The 24,513-nt window shown below is 72.3% G+C and carries 18 protein-coding genes; 9 read left to right on the forward strand and 9 right to left on the reverse strand.

Translation table 11 applies throughout. The annotated features are described in order from the left end of the window. Positions 1-388: 388 nt before the first annotated feature. The 3 genes from ACFV8H_RS05885 to ACFV8H_RS05895 all read left to right on the forward strand — a co-directional run bounded on the left by ACFV8H_RS05885 (position 389) and on the right by ACFV8H_RS05895 (position 3,255). Complete coding sequence (locus ACFV8H_RS05885; RefSeq protein WP_375891488.1) at positions 389-925, forward strand: MarR family winged helix-turn-helix transcriptional regulator; 537 nt, start codon at positions 389-391, stop codon at positions 923-925. 76 nt (positions 926-1,001) lie between these two features. Continuing rightward, entirely contained in the window at positions 1,002-1,340 is a 339-nt protein-coding gene (locus ACFV8H_RS05890; RefSeq protein WP_375891489.1) for a DUF3817 domain-containing protein, read from the forward strand. Between the two features lie 229 nt (positions 1,341-1,569). Further along, positions 1,570-3,255: a methylmalonyl-CoA mutase gene (locus ACFV8H_RS05895; protein ID WP_375891490.1), complete on the forward strand. Its 1,686-nt coding sequence runs from the start codon at positions 1,570-1,572 to the stop codon at positions 3,253-3,255. 56 nt (positions 3,256-3,311) lie between these two features. On the opposite strand, the gene ACFV8H_RS05900 is transcribed toward ACFV8H_RS05895, so the two are convergent. Next, the gene (locus ACFV8H_RS05900) at positions 3,312-3,863 is read right to left on the reverse strand and encodes a TetR/AcrR family transcriptional regulator (RefSeq protein WP_380396913.1); all 552 of its coding nucleotides are present in this window, start codon (positions 3,861-3,863) and stop codon (positions 3,312-3,314) included. Between the two features lie 492 nt (positions 3,864-4,355). On the opposite strand from ACFV8H_RS05900, the gene ACFV8H_RS05905 reads away from it, so the two are divergent. The 4 genes from ACFV8H_RS05905 to ACFV8H_RS05920 all read left to right on the forward strand — a co-directional run bounded on the left by ACFV8H_RS05905 (position 4,356) and on the right by ACFV8H_RS05920 (position 9,121). Continuing rightward, entirely contained in the window at positions 4,356-5,348 is a 993-nt protein-coding gene (locus ACFV8H_RS05905; RefSeq protein ID WP_380396796.1) for a tetratricopeptide repeat protein, read from the forward strand. A gap of 755 nt (positions 5,349-6,103) precedes the next feature. Continuing rightward, entirely contained in the window at positions 6,104-6,775 is a 672-nt protein-coding gene (locus ACFV8H_RS05910) for a DUF6230 family protein (protein WP_375891492.1), read from the forward strand. A 133-nt stretch (positions 6,776-6,908) separates the two neighbouring features. Next, positions 6,909-7,631, forward strand: coding sequence for a DUF6114 domain-containing protein (locus tag ACFV8H_RS05915; protein WP_380396798.1), 723 nt, complete (start codon positions 6,909-6,911; stop codon positions 7,629-7,631). Beyond that, the gene (locus ACFV8H_RS05920; protein ID WP_380396800.1) at positions 7,628-9,121 is read left to right on the forward strand and encodes a hypothetical protein; all 1,494 of its coding nucleotides are present in this window, start codon (positions 7,628-7,630) and stop codon (positions 9,119-9,121) included. Before ACFV8H_RS05915 ends, ACFV8H_RS05920 begins: the two co-directional genes overlap by 4 nt. A 108-nt stretch (positions 9,122-9,229) precedes the next feature. Here ACFV8H_RS05920 and pyk read toward each other — a convergent pair whose 3' ends face one another. The 3 genes from pyk to pta form a co-directional block, all read right to left on the reverse strand. Continuing rightward, positions 9,230-10,657: a pyruvate kinase gene (gene pyk / locus ACFV8H_RS05925; RefSeq protein ID WP_375891495.1), complete on the reverse strand. Its 1,428-nt coding sequence runs from the start codon at positions 10,655-10,657 to the stop codon at positions 9,230-9,232. Positions 10,658-10,751: 94 nt separating this feature from the next. Then, on the reverse strand, positions 10,752-11,975 hold the full coding sequence (locus ACFV8H_RS05930; RefSeq protein ID WP_380396802.1) for an acetate kinase: 1,224 nt from the start codon (positions 11,973-11,975) through the stop codon (positions 10,752-10,754). Further along, a complete protein-coding gene (gene pta / locus ACFV8H_RS05935; protein WP_380396804.1) occupies positions 11,972-14,101 on the reverse strand; it encodes a phosphate acetyltransferase in 2,130 nt (709 codons plus the stop codon). The genes ACFV8H_RS05930 and pta overlap by 4 nt, the downstream gene beginning before the upstream one ends. A gap of 178 nt (positions 14,102-14,279) precedes the next feature. Here pta and ACFV8H_RS05940 point away from each other — a divergent pair, with 178 nt between their 5' ends. Continuing rightward, positions 14,280-14,561 (forward strand): type II toxin-antitoxin system Phd/YefM family antitoxin, encoded by a 282-nt coding sequence (locus tag ACFV8H_RS05940; RefSeq protein ID WP_375891498.1) that lies wholly within the window; start codon positions 14,280-14,282, stop codon positions 14,559-14,561. Further along, positions 14,558-14,962, forward strand: a complete 405-nt coding sequence (locus tag ACFV8H_RS05945) for a type II toxin-antitoxin system VapC family toxin (protein ID WP_380396806.1) — start codon at positions 14,558-14,560, stop codon at positions 14,960-14,962. Before ACFV8H_RS05940 ends, ACFV8H_RS05945 begins: the two co-directional genes overlap by 4 nt. A gap of 15 nt (positions 14,963-14,977) precedes the next feature. On the opposite strand, the gene ACFV8H_RS05950 is transcribed toward ACFV8H_RS05945, so the two are convergent. The 5 genes from ACFV8H_RS05950 to ACFV8H_RS05970 form a co-directional block, all read right to left on the reverse strand. Further along, the gene (locus tag ACFV8H_RS05950) at positions 14,978-15,643 is read right to left on the reverse strand and encodes a hypothetical protein (RefSeq protein WP_380396808.1); all 666 of its coding nucleotides are present in this window, start codon (positions 15,641-15,643) and stop codon (positions 14,978-14,980) included. Between the two features lie 52 nt (positions 15,644-15,695). After that, complete coding sequence (gene glgB, locus ACFV8H_RS05955) at positions 15,696-18,086, reverse strand: 1,4-alpha-glucan branching protein GlgB (RefSeq protein ID WP_380396810.1); 2,391 nt, start codon at positions 18,084-18,086, stop codon at positions 15,696-15,698. A 69-nt stretch (positions 18,087-18,155) separates the two neighbouring features. Beyond that, positions 18,156-19,646: a phosphotransferase gene (locus ACFV8H_RS05960; RefSeq protein WP_380396812.1), complete on the reverse strand. Its 1,491-nt coding sequence runs from the start codon at positions 19,644-19,646 to the stop codon at positions 18,156-18,158. Positions 19,647-19,899: 253 nt separating this feature from the next. Continuing rightward, positions 19,900-21,624: a maltose alpha-D-glucosyltransferase gene (gene treS / locus ACFV8H_RS05965; protein WP_380396814.1), complete on the reverse strand. Its 1,725-nt coding sequence runs from the start codon at positions 21,622-21,624 to the stop codon at positions 19,900-19,902. Next, complete coding sequence (locus ACFV8H_RS05970) at positions 21,621-23,576, reverse strand: alpha-1,4-glucan--maltose-1-phosphate maltosyltransferase (protein WP_380396915.1); 1,956 nt, start codon at positions 23,574-23,576, stop codon at positions 21,621-21,623. The genes treS and ACFV8H_RS05970 overlap by 4 nt, the downstream gene beginning before the upstream one ends. Positions 23,577-24,513: the final 937 nt, after the last annotated feature.

Consider the following 24,513-nt stretch of genomic DNA (forward strand, 5'->3'; position numbering starts at 1 on the left):
GGTCGTGCGGCTGCCACCGGTTGGGTGGGGGTGGTGGCGGTCGAACGGGGTTGGCGGAAAGCATGACAATCGAGCAAATCAAATGACAGGTCTTCCTCATGAATTGGCCAAGTCCCGCCAAGACGAAGGAATGTGAACGGGCGGACAAAGCGGGCGTTCCGCCCCGACTTTCAGCGGGTTCCGGTCCGAACCGAGGCCTGCTAGCGGGGCGTTCGGGCGTTCGATGGTCAACCCCGTTGTGCCGGGCGGCTGTTGCCCGCAGTTCACACCGACGCAATGTCCAGGTATGGACCTGGCCGTCCGATTGGCGGGATCCCGCCACGCGTCGCGCTTGTCCACCATCAGGACGGCTGGTAGCACACGTCCCGTCCGCCGGTACGGTAAGGAGGTGGCCAAGCCCCTCGCACTCGACTTCGACCCGATCGCCCGCGCCGACGAACTGTGGGCCCGCCGCTGGGGCACCGTGCCCTCGATGGCGGCGATCACCTCGATCATGCGCGCCCACCAGATCCTGCTGTCCCGGGTCGACGCGGTGCTCAAGCCGTACGGACTGACCTTCGCCCGGTACGAGGCGCTGGTGCTGCTGACCTTCAGCCGGACCGGCGAGCTCTCGCTCTCCAAGATCGGCGAGCGGCTGATGGTCCACCCGACCAGCGTCACCAACACCGTCGACCGCCTGGAGCGGGCCGGCCTGGTCGCCCGCCGCCCCAACCCGCTGGACGGCCGCGGGGTGCTCGCCGCGATCACCGGGCGCGGCCGCGAGGTGGTCGAGGAGGCCACCCGGGAGCTGATGTCGATGGAGTTCGGGCTGGAGGAGTACGGCCCCGAACAGTGCCGGCAGGTCTTCGAACTGCTCAAGCCGCTGCGGATCGCGGCGGGCGACTTCGCCGAGCCGGACGAGGGGGCTGCGGAAGGGCGGCCGTGAGGGCGGCTACCCTCGTGGGAGCGGTGCGCGGATCCGGGCGTACCGGCCGAAAAAGCCGAGCGAGGCGAGGAAGAGTATGAAGGCGACCCCCCTGCTGGGCTGGTACCGCGGCCTGGCCATTGCGACCGGTGTGGCACTCCTGGTGTTCTGCGGCTTCATGGTCGCGAAGTACGGGTTCAGCACCGCCGAGGACCTGACCACCTACGTCGCGATGCTGCACGGCTACCTGTACATCGGGTACTTCGTGGTGACCTTCCTGCTCGGGCAGAAGCTCAAGTGGCCGCTCGGCCGCCTGGTGCTGACCCTGGCGGCGGGCTGCATCCCGTTCCTCTCCTTCGTCTTCGAGCGCCGGGTGGCCCGCGAGGCCGCCGAGCAGCTGCCGGCGGGCGGCGCCCGTCAGCCGGCCGGCGTCTGAGCCGCCCGCGCCACCACCGGTTCGCGTCACGAGGGCGCCCCTTCCCCGGCCGGGGAAGGGGCGCCCTCGGCGTGTCCGGACCCGGCTGCCCGGCGGCCGTTCCCGGCCGCCGCCGTTTCCACGGCGGGGCTCCATCGACAAGTACTAGGACGTCCGAGTAAATTAGTAGGACGTCCTAATAGCTGTGCCGCCCGGTGCCGTGGCGGCCGTACGGAGCGGAGTTCGGCCCATGGACGCCGAGGAGATCGAGCGCGGACGGCAGCGCTGGCAGCAGCGGTACGACAAGGCCCGCAAGCGCGACGCGGACTTCACCACCCTCTCCGGCGACGAGGTCGAGCCGGTCTACGGCCCGGCGCCCGGGCAGCCCGTCGAGGGCTTCGAGCGGATCGGCTGGCCCGGCGAGTACCCGTTCACCCGCGGCCTGCACCCCACCGGCTACCGCGGCCGCACCTGGACCATCCGGCAGTTCGCCGGCTTCGGCAACGCCCAGCAGACCAACGAGCGCTACCGGATGATCCTGGACGCGGGCGGCGGCGGCCTCTCGGTCGCCTTCGACATGCCCACCCTGATGGGGTACGACTCGGACGACCCCAAGTCGCTCGGCGAGGTCGGCCACTGCGGCGTCGCCATCGACACGGCCGCCGACATGGAGGTGCTGTTCGCCGGCATCCCGCTCGGCGAGGTCACCACCTCGATGACGATCAGCGGCCCGGCCGTCCCGATCTTCTGCATGTACCTGGTCGCCGCCGAGCGCCAGGGCGTGGACCCGGCCGTGCTCAACGGCACCCTGCAGACCGACATCTTCAAGGAGTACATCGCCCAGAAGGAGTGGCTCTTCGCCCCCGAGCCGCACCTGCGCCTGATCGGCGACCTGATGGAGCACTGCGCCCGGGGCATCCCGGCGTACAAGCCGCTCTCCGTCTCGGGCTACCACATCCGCGAGGCCGGGGCGACGGCCGCGCAGGAGCTGGCGTACACCCTCGCGGACGGCTTCGCCTACGTCGAACTGGGCCTGTCCCGCGGCCTGGACGTGGACGTCTTCGCGCCCGGCCTGTCCTTCTTCTTCGACGCCCACCTGGACTTCTTCGAGGAGATCGCCAAGTTCCGCGCCGCGCGCCGGATCTGGGCCCGCTGGATGCGCGACCGCTTCGGCGCGAAGACCGACAAGGCGCAGTGGCTGCGCTTCCACACCCAGACCGCCGGCGTCTCGCTCACCGCGCAGCAGCCGTACAACAACGTGGTGCGCACCGCGGTCGAGGCGCTCTCCGCGGTTCTCGGCGGCACCAACTCGCTGCACACCAACGCGCTGGACGAGACCCTGGCGCTGCCCTCCGAGCAGGCCGCCGAGATCGCGCTGCGCACCCAGCAGGTGCTGATGGAGGAGACCGGCGTCACCAACGTGGCCGACCCGCTGGGCGGTTCCTGGTACGTCGAGGCGCTGACCGACCGGATCGAGCAGCAGGCCGAGGCGATCTTCCGGCGGATCCTGGACAAGGGCCGGGAGGACCACGAGATCGGCCCGATCACCTCCGGCATCCTGCGCGGCATCGAGGAGGGCTGGTTCACCGGCGAGATCGCCGAGGCGGCCTTCCAGTACCAGCAGTCGGTGGAGAAGGGGGACAAGCGCGTGGTCGGCGTCAACTGCCACCCGCGCAGCGTCACCCCCGACCTGGAGATCCTGCGGGTCAGCCACGAGGTCGAGCGCGAGCAGGTGCGGGTGCTGGGCGAGCGCAAGGCGGCCCGGGACGAGGCGGCGGTGCGGGCCGGGCTGGACGCCATGCTGGCGGCGGCCCGCTCGGGCGAGTCGATGATCCCGCCGATGCTGGACGCGGTGCGCGCCGAGGCGACCCTGGGCGAGATCTGCAACGCGCTGCGGCAGGAGTGGGGGACGTACCAGGAGAACGCGGCCTTCTGACCCGCTGAGCACCCGAGCCGCCGTACGGAGGTCCGTACGGCGGCTCCGGCGTGCCGTCAGCCGATGATCAGCGGTCCGAGCAGCAGGTCGATGAAGCGGCGGGTCCACGCGGGGGTGATCGGCTCGCCGCTGACCAGCACGCGGTGCTCGACGGTGCCGGCGATGGTGTCGAAGATGATGTCGACCTCCTCGCGGGCCGAGGCGGTGTCGGTGTCCGCCTCCAGTTCGCCGCGCGCCTGGGCGGCCGCCCGGCCCTGCCGGACCAGCCGCTTCTGCGGGTCCACGATGGCCTCCCGGATCCGGCGGCGCAGCTGGGGGTCCCGGGTGCCCTCGGCGAACAGGGCGAGCAGCGCGGCCTGGGTCTCCGGGCGGGCCAGCAGGTCGGCGAACTGGCCGACCACGGCCTCGATGTCGGCCCGCAGGCTGCCGAGGTCGGGCATCACCAGCTCGTCGAAGAGGCTGGCGACGGCGTCGACCACCAGCTCGTTCTTGGAGGGCCAGCGCCGGTAGAGGGTGGTCTTGGCGACCCCGGCCCGGCTCGCGACGTGGCCCATGGTCAGTCCGCCCCAGCCGAGTTCGGCGAGGGCCTCACGGGTGGCGTCGAGGATCGCGAGGTCGGCGGCGGCGCTGCGCGGGCGGCCCTTGGCCCGGACGGCGCCCTCCCGGGCGGTGCCCTCCCGAGCGGAGCCGTCCCGGACGGTGTCGTCCGGTCTCACGGAGGGCTGGGCGGCCGGCACCGGGCCTCCTTGCGATCTACTGGTAAGTAACCTGGGTGGGGCTGGTAACGGTAGCGACTGTTCGCCGATTCGGGCAGCCGGGCGGACCGTGAAAGTGGGGCAGCTCACGTCCCCGAAGCGCCGCTGGGGCTTGCGGCCGGGGCACCGGCTCCAGTTACGCTACGACCTGTAGCGAAAGCAGTGACAACCAGGCGCCGACCCCGTGGGACGGGGCGGCGCGGGTGCGGGTGGGGATCCGCGCCGAACGGTTCAGGCTACCGGGGGAAGGGCGCACCGACCGCCAGTCCGCACCGCGCAGCCCGCGCGGGGCGACTTTCCGGAGGTTGGTGCCCGCGAGCAGCACGGACGGGGGAGGATGGTGCCATGCAGCCACGGAATTCGCGTCTCAACAGCTCCTCCCTGCGCGGTGCGGTCGACCTCGCCGCGGTGAAGGCGGCCGGTGAGGCCGCCCAGAAGGCCGAGCAGGCCCGGGCCGAGCGGGCCCGTCAGGCGGCCGCCGCCGAAGCGGACGGAGTCGCCGCCCCCCAGCCCGCCTACCCGCTCGTCATCGACGTCACCGAGGACACCTTCGAGACCGAGGTCGTCCAGCGCTCCGCCGAGGTGCCGGTCGTCATCGACTTCTGGGCCGAGTGGTGCGGGCCCTGCAAGCAGCTCAGCCCGATCCTGGAGGGCCTGGCCGAGGAGTACGCCGGCCGCTTCGTGCTCGCCAAGATCGACGTGGACGCCAACCAGCTGATCGCCCAGCAGTTCGGCATCCAGGGCATCCCGGCCGTGATGGCCGTGGTGGCCGGTCAGCTGGTGCCGCTGTTCCAGGGCGCGGAGAGCGCCGCCAACGTCCGCAAGGTGCTGGACCAGCTGATCCTGGTCGCCGAGCAGCGCTTCGGCATCTCCGGCGGTGCGTTCGTCCCGGGCGAGGCCGACGACGCCGCGGTGCAGCGGCCGGAGGACCCGGCGCTGGCCGCCGCGCACGACGCGCTGGACGCCGGCGACCTGAGCGGCGCCGTCCAGGCGTACCGGAACGTGCTGGTCGACCAGCCGGGCAACACCGAGGCCAAGCTGGGCCTGGCGCAGGCCGAGCTGCTCCACCGGGTCGAGGGCCTGGACCTCCAGTCGGTCCGGGCGGCGGCCGCCGCCGACCCGAAGGACGTCGCCGTCCAGCTGCAGGCCGCTGACCTGGACCTGGTGGGCGGTCACGTCGAGGACGCCTTCGGGCGCCTGGTGGACACCGTCGGCCGGACCTTCGGCGAGGACCGGGACACCGCCCGGCTGCGCCTGCTGGAGCTGTTCGAGGTGATCGGCCCGGAGGACCCGCGGGTGGTCGTGGCCCGTGCGGCGCTGGCCCGCGTGCTGTTCTGAGCCGCGTGCTGTTCTGAGCCTGCTGTTCCGAGCCGCTCCCGCGGCGGCCCGGCCCCGGTGCTGGCACCGGGTGCCTGGCACCTCGGATGACCTGCGGTGTCGCCTGGTGATTTGGCGACAATCCGGTCAACCGGACAGAGGTTTACCAAATCTTGATTTCACCCGTGGGTGGTCACTTTCCGTGACCACCCACGGGTGTTTCGCCACTGTTTCCGGCAGATTTCGCCGTCACGTTTCCTTCAACACGTCACGCACGGTGCAACTCGGGTCAATTCCATGATCAATGCCACCTGGTGTTGCATTACCCGTCAGTAAGGCACCCCTTGTGCTTCGCCCGGGATTCAAGCACGATCGGCCACGCCCGGTCCCAGACTCCACACCCTCCGACAGCCCGTCGGCCACGCGGAGCGCGGGATCCCCACCGGGTGATCCGCCGGCTCCGGTCGGCGGTAGGGAGGGCAGGGGGGTATCCGCGGTCCCACGGCGGTTCCTGTCCTCGACCGGCCGCGCGGCCCTGCGCGGTCGCTGGTTGTCGCTCGGGGGTGATCGCCGATGTCGTCGATCCGACCCGTCGTCCCGCAAGGACGGCCGGTTTCGGGACGGGAGTGCCGCAGTACGCAGGCCGCTCCCGCGTCCGACGACGCCCAAGGCGCTCTCCGCTACCGAGGACGTAGCTCTCTCCCATCCCAGGCTCCCACCGGCGCGGGACGCGCCGCCGGGAAGCCGGAGATGTACGTCCTAGAAGGAGGACTCGCATGTCCAAGACCTACGGCAAGACCCGCTGGAAGCGCTTCGCCCTGGTGATGGTGCCGAGCGTCGCGGCCACCGCGATGGTCGGCGTCTCGATCGCCAACAGTGCGCTCGCCGCCTCGTTCAGCATTTCCGGCCAGCAGTTCAAGGTCAGCACCGACCAGCTGCACGGCACCAACTTCTCCCAGTTCGGCTCGGTCGACATCGAGGCGAACGGCAAGCCCCACCCGGTCGCGGTCTCGGCCTTCGACCACGCCGACATCACCAACCTGTGCCAGTCGGTGGTGACGGACCTGTCCGGCTTCGGGCTGGGCAAGATCACCCTCCAGCTGCACGCCGGTACCGAGGCGGGCAAGCCGGTCCAGGCCGACAACCTGCTGATCGACCTGGAGCAGCTGAAGGCGGACGCGACCTTCACCCAGATGAACATCGGCCAGGACGCCTCCACCCTCTCGGGTACGGCCACCCAGGGCTGGGCCCCGCACGCGGGTGTCACCAAGGCGGGCGGCGGCGCCGGCCTGCCGACCGGCGCGACCGGCTTCGCCCAGTCCGCCAAGACCGCCGACCTGAGCGGCGTTCAGCAGACCGCGCGGGCCACCTCGGCCGGCACGTTCAAGCTGAACGGCCTCAACCTCGCGCTCAAGAGCGGCGACGGCGCGGGCAACGAGTGCTTCTGAGCCACGTCTGACGGCACGCCGACCGGCGTGCCCGGATGACTGGGCAACCCGGGGCCGGGGGCGGCGGGCGACCGCCACCCCCGGCACCCACCTTTTTCGTTCTTCCCTCGTAGCGACGTCGAGGAGCTGCACCATGTCCAGCGCAACGGTCGAGACGCGGCCCCGTCAGCAGAACCCCGTCGGGTGGCTCTGGCGGCACTTCCGTGAATTCCGCCGCTCCAGGCCCTTCTGGGGCGGCCTGCTGGCCATGATCGCCGGCGTCCCGATCCTCTACTTCCCGTACGCCCACCTCACCTTCGGCGGGCTGACCATCGCGATGTCCACCACGGCCGGTGCCGGGTCGCTGATCATCGGGGTACTGATGATCATCCTCGGGCTGACCGCCTGGTTCCAGCCCGCCGTCCGGGTCTTCGCGGGCATCGCGACCATCCTGCTGACGCTGGTCTCGATCCCGGTCTCCAACCTCGCGGGCTTCGGCCTCGCCCTGCTGCCCGGTCTGATCGGCGGCGGACTGATGGTCTCCTGGGCGCCGCTGCCGGAGCCGTCCACCGCGCCGGCCAAGGGGCGGCGCGCACGGCGCGGCCGGCCGGCGGACGGTGCGGTGGCGGAGAGCGTCGCCACCGAGAGCGCCGCTGCCGAGGCCACCACCGCTGAGGTCGCCACCGCCGAGGCTGCCACCGCTGAGGTCGCCACCGCTGAGGTCGCCACCGAGACCGCCGCCGTCGAGGCGCCCACCGCGAAGCTGCCCGCCCAGGGCGGGCCCGTGGAGCAGGCCGTCGAGCCCGCGGCCGAGCCCGCCGCCGAGGCCGCTGTTCCGAAGCAGGGCACCGCCGGGGAGCAGGAGGGGGCGCGGTGACCGGGCCGGCCGAGCAAGCAGAGGGCACGGCCGTCCCCGCGCAGCGCTCCGGCCGGCACGCCGCGCCGCGCACGCCGGTCCGGGTCCGGCTGAGAGGCCGCGCCCTGGCGATGGCCGCGGTGCCGACCGCGCTGCTGATGGCGGCCGCCTACACGCCCAACCCGGCGGTCGCCGAGTCCGCTGCGGGCAAGCCGTGCGGCAACGCACCGGTGGCCGTGCCGGACGTGGCGCCGGTCGAGGAGACGCCCGTCCCCAAGAGCGAGCTGCCCGAGCCGCCGCCCGCGCCGACCGGTACGCCGGGGGCGACGGGGAGCCCGACGACGACGCCCTCGTCCGGCCCGAGCTCGCTGCCGACCACCGCGCCGACCACCACGCCGAGCCAGATACCGACCACGGCGCCGACCACCGCACCGGTGAAGCCCCCAGCGACGACGGCCACCCAGTCGGCCGTCCGTTCCGCCACCACCGCCACCACCGGCGGCTCCGGCGCGGTCAGCGCCGTCTACCCGGGCACCGGGAGCGGCACGGCCACCGCGAGCCGGGCCGGGCTGATCGACGACCTCGTCGGCGGCATCAACCACCTGCTGAACCCGGGCGGTTCGGCCACTCCTTCGCCGAGCGCGACACCGAGTGCCACCCCCCAGGGTCCGGCCGCCCCCGCCCCGCGGGTCGGCACCCCGGCGCAGCCCGCCCAGCCGCAGGCCCCGGCCGCCGGCACCCAGCAGGCCGCGCCGCCCGCCGCTCAGTCCCCGGACGGGCAGTCCGCCGCCGCCCAGCCCTCGGGCGGGCAGCCCTCGCCGGCCGCCACCGCCTCCGGCGGTAAGGCGGGCGCCAAGGCGGGCGGCAAGGCGAGTGGCAAGGCGGCTCCGTCCACGACCCCGTCGGCGGGTGCGTCGTCGAGCTCCTCGGCCGCCGCCACCCCGTCCGGCTCGCCCACCGCGAACCCCAACTGCGACGTGGACGCCCGGAACCTGACCGCCGGTGCGGCCACCGCCGAGCACGTCGTCCCGGAGCAGAACTGGACGCTGCAGACCAGCCGGCTCGGCCTGCACGGCGCGGCCTTCCACGGCGTCTACGACGTGAAGACCCCGACCGGCACCAAGCGGGTGCTGAAGTTCGTGGTCGACAGCGTCGACATCGAGAACCTCGACATGTCGACCCTGGAGGGCAACGGCGTCACCTTCCACGTCCAGAGCGCCCCGGGTTCGACCTCGACCATGCGCAACGGCCCGGTCACCATGTACGTGGAGCGGTTGTCCGGCCACCTGTCCAAGCTGCTCGGCCTGCCGATCCCGATCGACCTGGGCGAGATCACCCTCACCCCGGACACCCTGCCGCGCTGGCTGTACGACCTGATCGGCGCCATCCCGATCCCGCTGGACATCGAGCTGACCGGGGTGACGGCCAAGCAGGCCGGCCAGTTCGGCGGCACCCTGCACATCCCGGGGATGCACCTGTTCAACGACGACGCGCCCTACAGCGACAAGTGACCGCCGAGCGGCGGACGCACGGCGCCGGGTAGCGGACGCGAAAACGCCGGTGGGGCGGCCCTCCCGTTTACGGAGGACCGCCCCACCGGCGTTCGTTCTACCGGGGCGTCACTCGCCGTGGCCGCCCACGCGGTGCACCTGCACCATGTTGGTGGTGCCGGGGATGCCGACCGGGACACCGGCGGTGACGATCACGGTGTCGCCCTCGCCCAGCTCGCCCAGCTTCAGCAGCTCGCGGTCGACCTGCGCGACCATCGCGTCGGTGGTGGCCACCTGCTCGGTGACGTACGACTCGACGCCCCAGCTCAGCGAGAGCTGGTTGCGGGTGGCCGAGTCCGGGGTGAACGCGATCACCGGGATCGGCGAACGGTAGCGGGACAGCCGACGCGCGGTGTCACCGGACTTGGTGAACGCGATCAGCGCCTTGCCGTTCAGGAAGTCGCCCAGCTCGCACGCGGCGCGGGCGACGGAGCCGCCCTGGGTGCGCGGCTTGCGGCCCGGGTTGAGCGGCTGGAGGCCCTGGGAGACCAGCTCCTCCTCGGCCTTCTCGCAGATCCGGCTCATGGTGCGGACGGTCTCGACCGGATACTTGCCGACGCTGGACTCGGCGGAGAGCATCACCGCGTCGGTGCCGTCCAGGATGGCGTTGGCGACGTCGGAGACCTCGGCGCGGGTCGGGCGCGAGGCGTGGATCATCGACTCCATCATCTGGGTGGCGACGATGACCGGCTTGGCGTTGCGGCGGGCCAGGGTGATCAGCTGCTTCTGGACCAGCGGCACCCGCTCCAGCGGGTACTCGACGGCCAGGTCGCCGCGGGCGACCATGATGGCGTCGAAGGCGAGGACGATCTCCTCCATGGCCTCGACGGCCTGCGGCTTCTCGATCTTGGCGATGACCGGCACCCGGATGCCGACCTCGTCCATGACCTCGTGGACGTCCTTGATGTCCTCCGCGTTGCGGACGAAGGACAGCGCGACCATGTCGACGCCCAGACGCAGCGCGAAGCGCAGGTCGTCCTTGTCCTTCTCGGACAGGGCGGGGACGTTCACGGCCGCACCGGGCAGGTTGATGCCCTTGTTGTTCGAGAGCACGCCGCCCTCGACCACCACGGTCTTCACCCGCGGGCCGTCGACGCTGACGACCTCCAGGGCGATGACGCCGTCGTTGATCAGGATCGGGTCGCCGGGCTTCACGTCGCCGGGCAGGCCCTTGTAGGTGGTGCCGCAGATGTGCTGGTCACCGGGGACGTCCTCGGTGGTGATGGTGAACTCGTCGCCGTTGTCGACGGTCACCGGGCCGTTGGCGAAGGTCGCCAGACGGATCTTGGGACCCTGGAGGTCGGCCAGGACGCCGATGGCCTTGCCGGTGTCCTCCGAGACCTGGCGGACCTTGCGGTACCGCTCCTCGTGGTCCGCGTGGTTGCCGTGGCTCATGTTCAGTCGGGCGACGTTCATGCCCGCCTCGACGATGGCCTTCAGCTGTTCGTAGGAGTCCGTGGCCGGACCCAGGGTGCAGACAATTTTCGCTCGGCGCATATGGATCAGTCTATCCGTTCGTGTTATAGGTGCATTCGGCACGGACCGGGAGGAATCGCCGACGAATGATCCCGAGGAACGAGACGATTCCGTGTCAGTCCTCGGACAGCTCGCTCTCGCGGTGCACCAGGGCGAAGGCCTGCCGGGCGATCTCCAGCTCCTCGTCGGTCGGCACCACCGCGACCGCCACCCGGGAGAAGCCGGGCGAGATGATCCGGGCGTCGCCCGAGCGCACCGAGTTCAGCTCCGGGTCCACGGCGATGCCCAGCTCCTCCAGTCCCGCGGTGGCCGCCGCGCGCACCGGCGCGGCGTTCTCCCCGACGCCCGCGGTGAACGCGATCGCGTCCACCCGGCCGAGCACCGCGTAGTAGCCGCCGATGTACTTGCGCAGCCGGTGGACGTACGCGTCGAAGGCGAGCCTCGCGTCCGCGTCCCCCTCGTCGGCGCGACGCATGATCTCCCGCATGTCGTTCTCGCCGCACAGGCCGCGCAGCCCGCTGCGGCGGTTGAGCAGGTCGTCGATCCGGTCGACGGACAGGCCGCCGACCCGGTGCAGGTGGAACACCACGCCCGCGTCGATGTCACCCGAACGGGTGCCCATGACCAGGCCCTCCAGGGGGGTGAGGCCCATCGAGGTGTCCACGCAGCGGCCGCCGCTGACCGCCGAGGCGGAGGCGCCGTTGCCCAGGTGCAGCACGATCACGTTGACCTCGGCCGGGTCCTTGCCGAGCAGCCGGGCGGTGGCCCGCGAGACGTACTGGTGCGAGGTGCCGTGGAAGCCGTAGCGGCGCACCCGGTGCTCGTCGGCGACGGCCTTGTCGATCGCGTAGCGGGCCGCGTACTCGGGCATCGAGGCGTGGAAGGCGGTGTCGAACACGGCCACCTGCGGCAGGTCCGGCCGGAGCGCCCGGGCCACCTCGATGCCGGTGATGTTCGCCGGGTTGTGCAGCGGCGCGACCGGGATCAGCCGGCGGATCTCCCTGAGCACCTCGTCGGTGATCACCGTCGGCTCGGTGAACCGCTTGCCGCCGTGCACCACCCGGTGGCCGATCGCGGCCAGCTCGGGGGAGTCCAGCCCGATGCCGTCGGCGGCCAGCTCCTCGGCGACGGCCTTCAACGCGGCCGAGTGGTCCGGGAAGGCCTGCACCAGCTCGCGCCGCTCGCCGGCCCGCGGGGTGTGCACCAGCCGGCCGCCCGCCTCGCCGATCCGCTCCACCAGCCCGGAGGCGAGCCGGGCGCCGTCCAGCATGTCGATCAGCTGGTACTTCACCGACGAGGAGCCGGCGTTGAGAACGAGGACGCGCGTTCCTGCGGTCATGCCTGCGGCTCCTTGTCGTCCTGGGCCTGGATGGCGGTGATCGCCACGGTGTTGACGATGTCCTCCACCAGCGCGCCGCGGGAGAGGTCGTTGACGGGCTTGCGCAGCCCCTGCAGCACCGGGCCGACCGCGACCGCGCCGGCCGAGCGCTGGACGGCCTTGTAGGTGTTGTTGCCGGTGTTGAGGTCCGGGAAGATCAGCACGGTCGCCCGCCCGGCCACCGGCGAGCCCGGCAGCTTGGTGGCCGCGACGTGCTCGTCCACCGCCGCGTCGTACTGGATCGGGCCCTCCACCAGGATGTCCGGCCGCAGCGCGCGGACCAGCTCGGTGGCCTTGCGGACCTTGTCGACGTCCGCGCCCGAGCCGGAGGTGCCGGTCGAGTACGAGAGCATCGCGACCCGTGGCTCCACCCCGAACTGGGCGGCGGTGGCGGCCGACTGGATCGCGATGTCGGCCAGCTGCTGGGCGTCCGGGTCCGGGTTGACCGCGCAGTCGCCGTACACCAGCACCTTGTCGGCCAGGCACATGAAGAAGACGCTCGACACGATGGACGCGCCCGGCGAGGTCTTGATCACCTCGAAGGCGGGGCGGATGGTCGCCGCGGTGGAGTGCACCGCGCCGGAGACCATGCCGTCGGCGATGCCCTCCTGGACCATCAGGGTGCCGAAGTAGGAGACGTCGGTGACCACGTCCAGGGCCAGCTCGACGGTCATCCCCTTGTGGGCGCGCAGCCGGGCGTACAGCTCGGCGAACTGGCGGCGCAGCGGGCTGGTGCTCGGGTCGACGACCCGGAGTTGGGCGCGGTCGGCGCCCGGGTCGTCCTGCGGGAGGGCGATGCCCAGGCCCGCGGCCTTGCGGCGCACCGCGTCGACCTCGCCGAGCAGGGTGAGGTCGCAGATGTTGCGGCGCAGCAGGATCTCGGCCGCGCGCAGCACCCGCTCCTCGGTGCCCTCGGGCAGCACCACGTGCCGGCGGCCGGCCCGGGCGCGCTCCAGCAGCTCGTGCTCGAACATCATCGGGGTCACCCGCTCGGACCGGCCGACCTCGATCCGGTTGGTCAACTCGGCGGTGTCCACGTGCAGTTCGAACAGTCCGAGGGCGATCTCGGCCTTCCGGGGGCTGGCCGCGGTGAGCTTGCCCTCCAGGTGGGTCAGGGTGGCGGCGGTGGGCCAGCTGCCCTCCGGGACGACCGCGACGGGGGTGCCGGGGGCGAGCCGGGCGGCCAGCGCCATCACGTTCGGGCCGGGGTGCTGGCCGAGGGTCAGCAGCACGCCGGCGATCGGCGGGGCGCCGGCCGCGTGCGCGGCCAGCGAGCCGATCACCAGGTCGGCGCGGTCCCCGGGGGTGACGACCAGGGCGCCCTCGGTCAGCGCGTCCAGGAAGGTGGGCAGCATGGCGCCGCCGAAGACGAAGCCGCGGACGTCCCGGGCCAGCCCGGCCGCGTCACCGAGCAGCACCTCGGCGCCGGTCGCCTCCACCAGCTGGGCGACCGTCGGCGCGGCCAGCGCCGGCTCCTCCGGGATCACGTACGCCGGGATCGGCAGCTTCTCGGTGAGCGCGCGCTGGATCCGCTGCTTGGCGCCCGGGGAGGTCCGGTTGGCGATCATCGCCAGGGTCTCGCAGCCGAGGTCGGTGTACGCCCGGTGGGCGTTGCGCACCTCGGCGATCACGGCCTCCGGGTCCTTGCCCTGGCCGCCGACCACCGGCAGTACGGCGGCGCCGAACTCGTTGGCGAGCCGGGCGTTGAAGGCCAGCTCGTCCGGGATGTTGGTGTCGGCGAAATCCGTGCCGAGCACCAGCACCGCCTGGCAGCGCCGCTCCAGCGCCCGGAAGCGGTCGACCAGCGCGGAGACCAGCTCGTCCTGCCCCTGGGCGGCCTGGAGCGCAGCGGCCTCCTCGTAGGTGAGCCCGTACAGCTCCGTGCCCGGCAGGTCGATCCGGTACCGCCCGCGCAGCAGCTCGACGACGTGGTCGGAGCCGGACTCGCCGGGCGCGGCCGCGTGCACCAGCGGACGGAACACCCCGACCCGGTCCACCTGGCGGGTGAGCAGTTCCATGACCCCGAGTTCGACGGCCTGCCGGCCGTCCCCCCGGTCGATCCCGGTCACGTACACGCTGCGCGCCACGCGGATGTCTCCGTCCCGTCGCCTCGGAAGCTGGTCATCTCGACCATACCTTCGCACCACGAACGCCCGTCCGCGAGCAGAGCCAAGGGGGAGGGGCAAGGGACCAAGGGCCTGGGCCGGGGACTTGCGCCGACGCCTGCCCTTGATGTACCTACCTCATGTAGTTACATTGGCTGGTATGGAGACCATGGGACTGCGTGAGTTGAACCAGAACCCGTCCAAGGCGGTCGCGCGGGTCCGGGCCGGCGCGACGATCGTCGTGACCGACCGCGGGCGGCCCGTGCTGAGACTGGTGCCGGAGACGGCCCCGGAGTCGACCCTCGAACGCCTGGTCGCGGCCGGAGAGGTCACTCCGCCCACCGAGCAGGGCATGCCCGAGCTCGCCCTCGACCTGCTGCCGGACGTCGGCAGCCTGTCGGACCTGCTGATCGAGGACCGGAACCGGGAGCGCGACCGTTGATCTACCTGGACTCCTGCGCGCTGCTGAAGTTCATCAAGCCGGAGCCGGAGACAGCCGCGCTGCGCGCCTGGCGGGAGGCGCTCCCCGACGGCACCGAACTGATCACCAGCGAACTGGCCCGGCTGGAGATCACCCGCACGCTGCTCCGCGCGGGCCTGTCGCACCAGCTGGTCCCGTACCACGTGGACCAGGCGCTCCGGGGGGCCTACCGGGTCGACCTCAGCAGCGCGGTGCTGGCCAGGGCGCTCGCCTACCGCACCCCGCGGCTGGGATCGCTGGACGCGCTGCACCTGGCCAGCGCGGAGCCCTTCCGGGCCGAACTCACCGACTTCGTCACCTACGACCGCGAGCTCGGCCGGGCCGCCGAGGAGCTCGGGTTCCCGGTCACGGCTCCCCGGTGACGCCGACCGGGGCGGTCAGCGGGCGGCGGCGGCCGATTCGGAGCCGGACAGTTCCAGTTCCGTGCCGTGGAGGTAGGCCGTCGAGAGGCGCGGGTCCAGCAGCCAGCCGTGCGGGCGGAGCAGGGCGCCGTCGCGGCCCGGGGTCCAGCCGTCGGCGGTGAGGGCGGCGCGCATGCGGGCCTCCACCTCGGCGGCGGGGAGGCCGGCGGTGCTGCCGAGGGTGAGGGTGCGGGAGCAGAAGTTGGAGCCGCAGTGGCCCTCGGTGCTCCGGGTGACGGTCAGCCCGGGGGGAACGGACACTTCCGCCGCGCTCGGGACGAAGGCGTCGAAGGCGAACAGGCCGTAGCCGAGGGCGATGACCACGCCGACCAGGGCGTGGGCGGTGAGCGCGACGGTCGATCCGGCGACCGGGTGGTCGTACTGCCGCTCCGGTCGGGGGCCGCGCAGCCGCCGCTCGACCAGTGCGCCCGCGAGCACCACCAGGCCGGCCGCGACCGGGTACCCGGCCTCGATCTCGGCGGTGGCGCGGGTGAAGTACCACTCCTGCTCCAGGCCGGCCGGCGCCAGGGCCAGTGCGGCGAGGACGGCGAGGACGGCCGCTCCGACGGCCCGGGTGCGGGCCAGGAACGCCCAGCAGATCAGTGGCGGCAGCAGGTAGGCCAGTGCCAAGGCCGTGAACACGTACGAGCCCCCCGCCCGTTGACGATCAGTCCCGGGCGGGGAGCCTACGGGGTCAGGCGGGCCGGAGCCAGAGGGTGGCGAGCGGGGGCAGGACCAGTTCGGCGGAGCGCGGCTGGCCGTTCCACTCGACCGGATCGGCCTTGATCGGGCGGGAGTTGCCGGCACCGCTGCCGCCGTAGGCCTCGGCGTCGGTGTTCAGCACCTCCTCCCAGAGCTGCTCGCGGCCGTCCAGGGCGGGCAGGCCGACCCGGTGGCCGTGGCGGACGACGGGGGAGAAGTTGCAGACGGCGACCAGCGGGGTGCCGTCGGCGGCGAAGCGGACGAAGGAGAGCAGGTTGTCCTCGGCGGAGCCGCCGTCGAGCCAGCGGAAGCCGTCCGGGGTGGTGTCCAGCTCCCAGAGGGCGGGGGTGTCCCGGTAGGTCCGGTTGAGGTCGCGGACGAGGCGGCGCACGCCCCGGTGGTCCTGGTGGGCGGGCCACTGCTCGTCGAGCACCCACCACTGCGGGCCCTGCTCGTGGTCCCATTCCGCGCCCTGGGCGAACTCCTGCCCCATGAAGAGCAGTTGCTTGCCGGGGTGGGACCACATGAAGCCCAGGTAGGCGCGGTGGTTGGCGCGCTGCTGCCACCAGTCACCGGGCATCTTGGAGACCAGGGCCTGCTTGCCGTGGACGACCTCGTCGTGGGAGATCGGCAGGACGTAGTTCTCGGAGTAGGCGTACACCATCGAGAAGGTGATGTCGTTGTGGTGGTACTTGCGGTGCACCGGCTCCTTGGACATGTAGACCAGCGAGTCGTGCATCCAGCCCATGTTCCACTTGAGCCCGAAGCCGAGGCCGCCGGCGTCGGTGGGCCGGGTGACGCCGTCCCAGGCGGTGGACTCCTCGGCGATGGTGATCACGCCGGGGCAGCGCCGGTAGACGGTGGCGTTCATCTCCTGGAGGAAGGCGGCCGCGTCCAGGTTCTCCCGGCCGCCGTACTGGTTGGGCGTCCAGCCGCCGCTCTCGCGGGAGTAGTCGAGGTAGAGCATCGAGGCGACCGCGTCGACCCGCAGGCCGTCGATGTGGAACTCCTCGCACCAGTACACGGCGTTGGCGACCAGGAAGTTGCGCACCTCGGTGCGGCCGTAGTCGAACTCCAGCGTCCCCCAGTCGGGGTGCTCGGCGCGCTGCGGGTCGGCGGGCTCGTACAGCGGTTCGCCGTCGAAGCGGGCGAGGGCGAAGTCGTCCTTGGGGAAGTGCGCGGGCACCCAGTCGACGATCACGCCGATGCCGTGCCGGTGCAGGGTGTCGACCAGGTACCGGAAGTCGTCGGGGCTGCCGAGCCGGGCGGTGGGGGCGAAGTAGCCGGAGACCTGGTACCCCCAGGAGCCGCCGAAGGGGTGCTCCATCACCGGCATGAACTCCACGTGGGTGAAGTTCAACTCCTTGAGGTAGCGGGGCAGTTCCTCGGCGATGGCACGGTAGTCGGTGAGCTCGGGCCGCCAGGAGGCGAGGTGCAGCTCGTACACCGACATCGGGGCCCGGTGGTGCGCGGTGCGGGCCCGGCGGGCCATCCACTCGTCGTCCTGCCACCGGTGGGTGGAGGAGGTGACGACGGAGGCGGTGCCGGGCGGGCACTGGGCGGCCCGGGCGAGCGGGTCGGCCTTGTCGAGGACCCAGCCCTGCCGGGTGTGGATCTCGTACTTGTAGGTGGCGCCCTCGGCGACGCCCGGGACGAACAGCTCCCAGACGCCGGAGGAGCCGAGCGAGCGCATCGGGTGGCCGGTGCCGTTCCAGTGGTTGAAGTCGCCGATCAGCCGCACCCCGGTGGCGTTGGGCGCCCAGACCGCGAAGGCGGTGCCGGCCACGCCGTCGACGGTGCGCACGTGCGAGCCGAGCGCCTGCCACAGCTGTTCGTGCCGGCCCTCGGAGATCAGGTGCAGGTCGAGTTCGCCGAGGGTGGGCGGGGTGCGGTAGCCGTCGTGCTGGCGCTGGGGTTCGCCGTCGGGGTAGTCCACCAGCAGGGTGTAGTCCGGGGGTTCGCCGCCCGCCAGCAGGCCGGTGAACAACCCGCCCTGCTGGTGGGTGAGTTCGGCGGGGCCGTGGGCGGTCTCCACCACCACCCGGTCGGCGAACGGGCGCAGCACCCGGATCGCCGTCCCGCCGTGCACCGGGTGGGCGCCGAGCAGGGCGTGCGGGTCGTGGTGCTGCCCGTTCACCAGCCGGTCCACCTCGGCCGGCGGCAGTGGCGCCTCGGGCAGGCGCAGGGCACCGACCGGGGCGTCTGCGGCGGGACCGGCCGGGGCGGCGGCCCCGCGTTCGGAGCCCCCGCGTTCGGAGCCCCCGCGGTCGGAGCCCCCGCGGTCGGAGCCCCCGCGGTCGGCGGCCCCGGGTTCGGCGGCCCCGGCCAGGAAGGTGGCCGGAACGGGGCGGGTGGGGCGGCCGGTCGGGTCGAGCGGCGTCACGGCGTGGTCCTCCAGCGGCGGGGATGGGCGAACTCGTGGCGGGCGGGCGGGCGGGACGGGAGCGCGGGGTCAGACGGACAGGGCGAGCCGGTTGATCGCGGCGAGCGGGATCGGCAGCCAGCTGGGCCGGTGCCGGGCCTCGTACACCACCTCGTACACCGCCTTGTCGATCTCCAGCGCCCGCATCAGCTCGGGTGAGGCGGCCGGGTCGGCGCCGCCCCCGGCGGTGTAGCCGGCGCAGAAGGCGGTGCGGTTGCGCTGGGCCCAGGCGGCGGCGAGGTGGGCCAGCTCGGGGTCGACCGGGCCGCCGGCCAGCAGGTGGGCGGCCGCGTAGTCGAAGGAGCGCAGCATCGCGGCGACGTCGCGCAGGGCGGGCTGGGGTTCGCGGCGCTCGTTGACGGATTTGGCGGGCTCGCCCTCGAAGTCCAGCAGCACCCAGCCGTGCGGGGTGCGCATGGCCTGGCCGAGGTGGAGGTCGCCGTGGATGCGCTGGACCGGCAGGCCGTCCGGGTGGGCGTCGGCGAGCTGCTGGAAGGCGGCGCGCAGGGCGGCGCGGAAGCGCAGCAGGCCGGGGACGGCGGCGACGGCGCTGTCCAGCCGGTCGGCCATCGCGGTGGCGAGCCGGCCGGTCTCGGTGCGGTCGAGCCGGGCGACGGGCATGGAGCGGGCGAGCACCCGGTGCACCTCGGCGGTGGCCCGGCCGAGCCGGTGCGCCTCGATGGCGAAGTTGCCGGGGGAACGGTCGCCCTTGAGCCGGCCGACCTGGTCGAGGGCGAGTTCCCAGCCGTCCTCGGCGTCCGGCAGGTAGCGCTGGAGCAGTCCGAGGGTGGCGGGTTCGGCGCGTTCCATCCGGCTCTCGAACCAGGCGGCGACCCGGGGGATGCGGGTGGAGCCGGCCCGGGAGAGGGCGAGGGAGAGTTCCAGGTCGGGGTTGGTGCCGGGGTGGACGCGCCGGAACAGTTTGAGGATGTACGAGGTGCCGTAGATGACCGAGCTGTTGGACTGTTCGGCGGTGGAGGCGCGGCCGGGGAGGTTGGCGGGCAGTCCGGAGCCAGGGGTGCGGCGGAAGGAGAGCGAGCCGAACCGGTCGCCGGTGGCCAGGTGTTCCAGGAGGCGTCCGGTGAGTTCGGGGTCGTGCACGGCGTCGTAGAGGGCGGCGCCGTCGTACGGGCCCTGGGTGAGCAGGCCGAGTACGGCGCCGGGTTCGATCCCGGCGGGCCCCTGGGTGCGGATGCCGAGCAGCAGTTGGTAGGTGTCGCCGTGCGGGAGGCCGGCCGTGGTGGCGTGTTCGACCCGTAGCAGCAGGTGCAGCAGGGCCGGGTCGCCGACCTGCAGCGGGGTGCCGACCACCGGGACGAGTCCGGTGATGGGGCGTCCCTTCCCGGCGTACCAGCGCTGGGTGGGGAGCCAGTCGGCGATCAGCGGCAGGGCCGCCTGGACGAGCTCGCTGACCCCCAGGGCCGTTCTCCGGACCCCGGTGCCCCGCGCGCCCGGGTGCGGCGCGGAGCCGGCCGGGGCGTCGTGCTGCACATGGGCTTGCGAACGGGAGGTTTCGGACATGACTCCCTTTCCCCGGAAGCACGCGGACGGCCCGACGGGTCGTGGCCGGGGTCCGTCAGTCTTCCGGATTTCGGCGGCGCGGCGGTCGCGGCACGCGAGCACGGCTCGGGTGTCACGCCTTCGTGTGGGTGGCCGTTGGGCTGTTCTCCGTACGCGGTGGTGCAGAGAACTCCGGGGGCGCGGGGGTCAACTCGCGCCCCCGGAGGGTCTGGTGGTGCTGTGCGGGCCGCTGGTGGCAGGGCTCGGCGGATCGTTACTTCGACCGCCCGGTTCCGCTGGTGCGCGGGGGCTGTCGGAGTTGGAACCAGTAGAAGCCGTGGCCGGCCAGCGTGAGCAGGTAGGGCCACTCGCCGATCGACGGGAAGCGCACTCCGCCGATCAGCTCGACCGGGTACCGCCCGCCGTACTGCCGGAGGTCCAGCTCGGTCGGCTGCGCGAACCGCGAGAAGTTGTTCACGCACATGACCAGGTCCCCCTCGTGCTCGCGCACGAAGGCCAGCACGGCGGGGTTGCTGGACGGCAGTTCGGTGTAGGTGCCCAGGCCGAACGCCGGGTTGAGCTTGCGGATCTCGATCATGCGACGCGTCCAGTGCAGCAGGGAACTCGAACTGCTCTGCTGCGCTTCGACGTTGGTCACCTGGTAGCCGTACACCGGGTCCATGATGGGCGGCAGACTGAGCCTGCCCGGGTCGGCGGAGGAGAAACCCGCGTTGCGGTCCGGGGTCCACTGCATCGGCGTGCGCACGCCGTCCCGGTCGCCCAGCCAGATGTTGTCGCCCATGCCGATCTCGTCCCCGTAGTAGAGCACCGGCGAGCCGGGCAGGGAGAGCAGCAGGGCGGTGAACAGCTCGATCTGGTTGCGGTCGTTCTCCAGCAGCGGGGCGAGCCGGCGGCGGATGCCCACGTTGGCGCGCATCCGCGGGTCCTTGGCGTACTCCGCGTACATGTAGTCGCGCTCCTCGTCGGTGACCATCTCCAGGGTCAGCTCGTCGTGGTTGCGCAGGAAGATGCCCCACTGGCAGCCGCCCGGGATCGCCGGGGTCTTGGCCAGGATCTCCGACACGGGGTACCGGGACTCCCGGCGCACGGCCATGAAGATCCGCGGCATCACCGGGAAGTGGAACGCCATGTGGCACTCGTCGCCGCCGGCCGTGAAGTCGCCGAAGTAGTCGACCACGTCCTCCGGCCACTGGTTGGCCTCGGCGAGCAGCACGGTGTCCGGGTAGTCGGCGTCGATCTCCTTGCGGACCCGCCGGAGGAACTCGTGGGTCTCCGGCAGGTTCTCGCAGTTGGTGCCCTCGCGGGCGAACAGGTACGGCACCGCGTCCAGCCGGAAGCCGTCGATGCCGAGGTCGAGCCAGAACCGCAGCCCGGCGATCATCTCGTCCTGGACGCGGGGGTTGTCGTAGTTGAGGTCCGGCTGGTGGGAGAAGAACCGGTGCCAGTAGTACTGCTTGCGCACCGGGTCGTAGGTCCAGTTGGAGGTCTCGGTGTCGACGAAGATGATCCGGGCGTCCGGGTACTGCTTGTCGTCGTCGGCCCACATGTAGAAGTCGCCGTACGGCCCGTCCGGGTCCGCCCGGGAGGCCTGGAACCACGGGTGCTGGTCGCTGGTGTGGTTCATCACGAAGTCGATGATCACGCGCATGCCGCGGGCGTGTGCGGCGTCGGTGAACTCCATGAAGTCGGCGAGGTCGCCGAACTCCGGCAGCACCGACTTGTAGTCGGCGACGTCGTACCCGCCGTCGCGCAGCGGCGAGGCGAAGAACGGCGGGAGCCAGAGGCAGTCGACGCCGAGCCACTGCAGGTAGTCGAGCTTGGTCGTGAGCCCCTTGAGGTCCCCGACCCCGTCGCCGTTGCTGTCCTGGAAGGACCGCACCAGCACCTCGTAGAAGACCGCACGTTTGAACCACTCCGGGTCCAGGTTCTTCTTCGAGGTCTCCGGAAAGGTGTCGGGGACGGGCTCGTTCACTGTCACGCTGGGTTCCTCCGAACCGTGAGGAGGTGAGCCGGCTCGGCTGAGGGATCGAGCCGGACGTAGTTGTGCCGGCCCCAGGTGTAGGCGGCGCCGGTGAGCTCGTCGTGCACCGCGTGGGGCCCGTCGCCGTCGAGCGTGACGGTGGCCTCCTGGACGTGGTGCGGGTCGAGGTTGACCACGGTGATGACCCGGTCGGTCAGGCCGTCGGCGGTGGTCGCGGTCTTGGAGTAGGCGAGCACCTGCTCGTTGTCGGTCGGGTGGAAGCGCAGGTCGCGCAGCTGCTGCAGGGCCGGGTGGCGCCGGCGCAGCCGGTTCAGCACGGTGAGCAGCGGGGCGAGGGTGTCGGTGCGGTTCCAGTCGCGGGGGCGGAGCTCGTACTTCTCCGAGTGCAGGTACTCCTCGGAGCCGGGGTGGGCCGGCTCGTTCTCGAACAGCTCGTAGCCGGCGTAGACGCCGTAGCTGGGGGAGAGGGTGGCGGCGAGCACGGCGCGGATCGCGAAGGCGGCGCGGCCGCCGTGCTGGAGGTAGGCGTGCAGGATGTCCGGGGTGTTGGCGAAGAAGTTGGGGCGCATGTAGGCGGCCGCGTCGCCGGTGAGTTCGGTGAGGTACTCGGTGAGTTCGCGCTTGGTGGTGCGCCAGGTGAAGTACGTGTACGACTGGTGGAATCCGATCTTCGCCAGGGTGTGCATCATCGCGGGGCGGGTGAACGCCTCCGCCAGGAACACCACGTCCGGGTCGGTGCGGGCGATGTCGCCGAGCACCTTCTCCCAGAACACCACCGGTTTGGTGTGGGGGTTGTCGACCCGGAAGATCCGGATGCCGTGCGACATCCAGAACCGGAGGGTCCGGACGGTTTCCTTGACGATTCCGTCCATGTCCTGGTCGAAGTTGACCGGATAGATGTCCTGGTACTTCTTCGGCGGGTTCTCGGCGTACGCGATGGTGCCGTCGGCGCGGTGGCTGAACCATTCCGGGTGCTTGTTCACCCACGGGTGGTCGGGGGAGCACTGGAGGGCGAAGTCCAGCGCCACCTCCAGGTGCAGCGCCCTGGCCTCGGCGACGAAGTGGTCGAAGTCCTCGATGGTGCCGAGGTCCGGGTGGACGGCGTCGTGGCCGCCCTCCGGCGAGCCGATCGCCCAGGGCGAGCCGACGTCGTGCGGACCGGCCGTCAGGGTGTTGTCCGGGCCCTTGCGGAAGGCTCGCCCGATCGGGTGCACCGGCGGCAGGTAGACCACGTCGAAGTCCATCGCGGCGACCGCCGGCAGCCGCTCGGCGGCGGTGCGCAGGGTGCCGGACCGCGGCGGCTCGACCCCGTTCGGGTCCACCACCGCGCCCTCCGAGCGCGGGAAGAACTCGTACCAGGAGCCGAACAGCGCGCGCTCGCGGTCCACCTGGAGCGGCAGCGGGCGGGAGGCGCTGAGCAGCTCCCGCAGCGGGTGGCGGGCCAGCAGCTCCAGCACCTCGGGGGCGAGCGCGGCGGCCAGCCGGGACAGCGGCGGCAGGCCGGGGTCGCGCAGCGCGTCCGCGGCGGCCAGCACGTGCGCCCGGCCGTCCTTCTTCGGCACCCCGGCGGCGGCCTGCTCCAGCAGCCGGGCGCCCTCCTCCAGGACCAGCGCGGTGTCGATCCCGGCCGGCAGCTTCACCGCGGCGGTCTTCCGCCAGGTGGCGACCGGGTCGCTCCACGCCTCCACCAGGTACGACCAGCGGCCCGGGCCGGTCGGGGTGACGTGCGCCCCCCAGCGGTCGGTGCCCTCGGCGAGCTCGCGCATCGGCGTCCACGGGCCGCTGCGCCCGCGCGGGTCGCGCAGCACCACGTTGGCGTTGACGGCGTCGTGGCCCTCGCGGAAGACCGTCGCGGTGACCGGGAAGGTCTCGCCGACGACGGCCTTGGCCGGGCGGCGGCCGGCGTCGATCTGGGGGCTGACGTCCAGGACGGGGATGCGGCCGATCACGGTGTCGCTCTCTGTCGTCTTGCGGGCGGAGGGCTTGGTGGCGGTCTTGGTGGCGGTCTTGCGGGCGGGGGCCTTGCGCGCGGGCGTCTTCGCGGCGGTTCCCGAGGGCTCCGGCGGGGTGGCCCCGGAGCCGGCCCCCGCGGTGGCGGTGCTGCGGCGCGTGGTGGTGGTGCGCCTGCGCGGTGCCGCCGCCGGGCCCTCCTCGGCCCCGGGTTGGGGGGCCGTTGCGGAGGGCTGCGCCGTGGGAGCCTGTGCTGCGGAGGATTCGGTACGGACCGCCCCGGACACCCGGGGCGACGGCATCGCCGGGTCTGTCCGAGTGTCAGAATCCATCCGTCCGGCGGATTCCGCGACCGCTGCGTCGACGGTGTCGGCCACCGGTGTGGACTGGTCCCGCGTGTCGCCGTGCATGCCAAACTCCTGCCCGAGATCAGCGGCAGCTCCCGCGCGGGCCGGGGGTGGGCCGGGGGGAGTACCGGGAGGACTGTGGGTGGGGTGGACGTGCGACCGGAAGCCTGCCCGCGCCGCTGTCCCCGGCAACCTGCCCGGCGCCCGCCGAACCGGTGGCGGGGCGCCCCGGAACCGGTGCGCGTTCCGGCGCACGCCTCCGCGGGCACGCCCCCGGGCGGGCCGGTCGACCCGTGAACGAGCCGACCGTGCGCGAGGACACGCGCCGGTGCGCGGTGAGCGCCGAACGGGCTAAGGGAGAAGAGGAAGGATCAACGCGAAAAGGATTCGGACGTGCTGCTCCACGGGGGACGCCACCCGTCGTCGTTGTCCCCGCAGCATCAACGACCTTCGGCCATCCTCGCACCGGCGACACGGTTTTCGCAGCGGTACGACAGTAGTTTCGGGTTTTGTCCGGGGCCGTGGACCGGCCGGAAATGGATCTGTTCCGCAGAGTTCACGCATTGGTAGCGCGGCGCCCGGAAATGTG

The organism is Kitasatospora sp. NPDC059827, from assembly GCF_042731675.1.
Taxonomy (GTDB): domain Bacteria; phylum Actinomycetota; class Actinomycetes; order Streptomycetales; family Streptomycetaceae; genus Kitasatospora.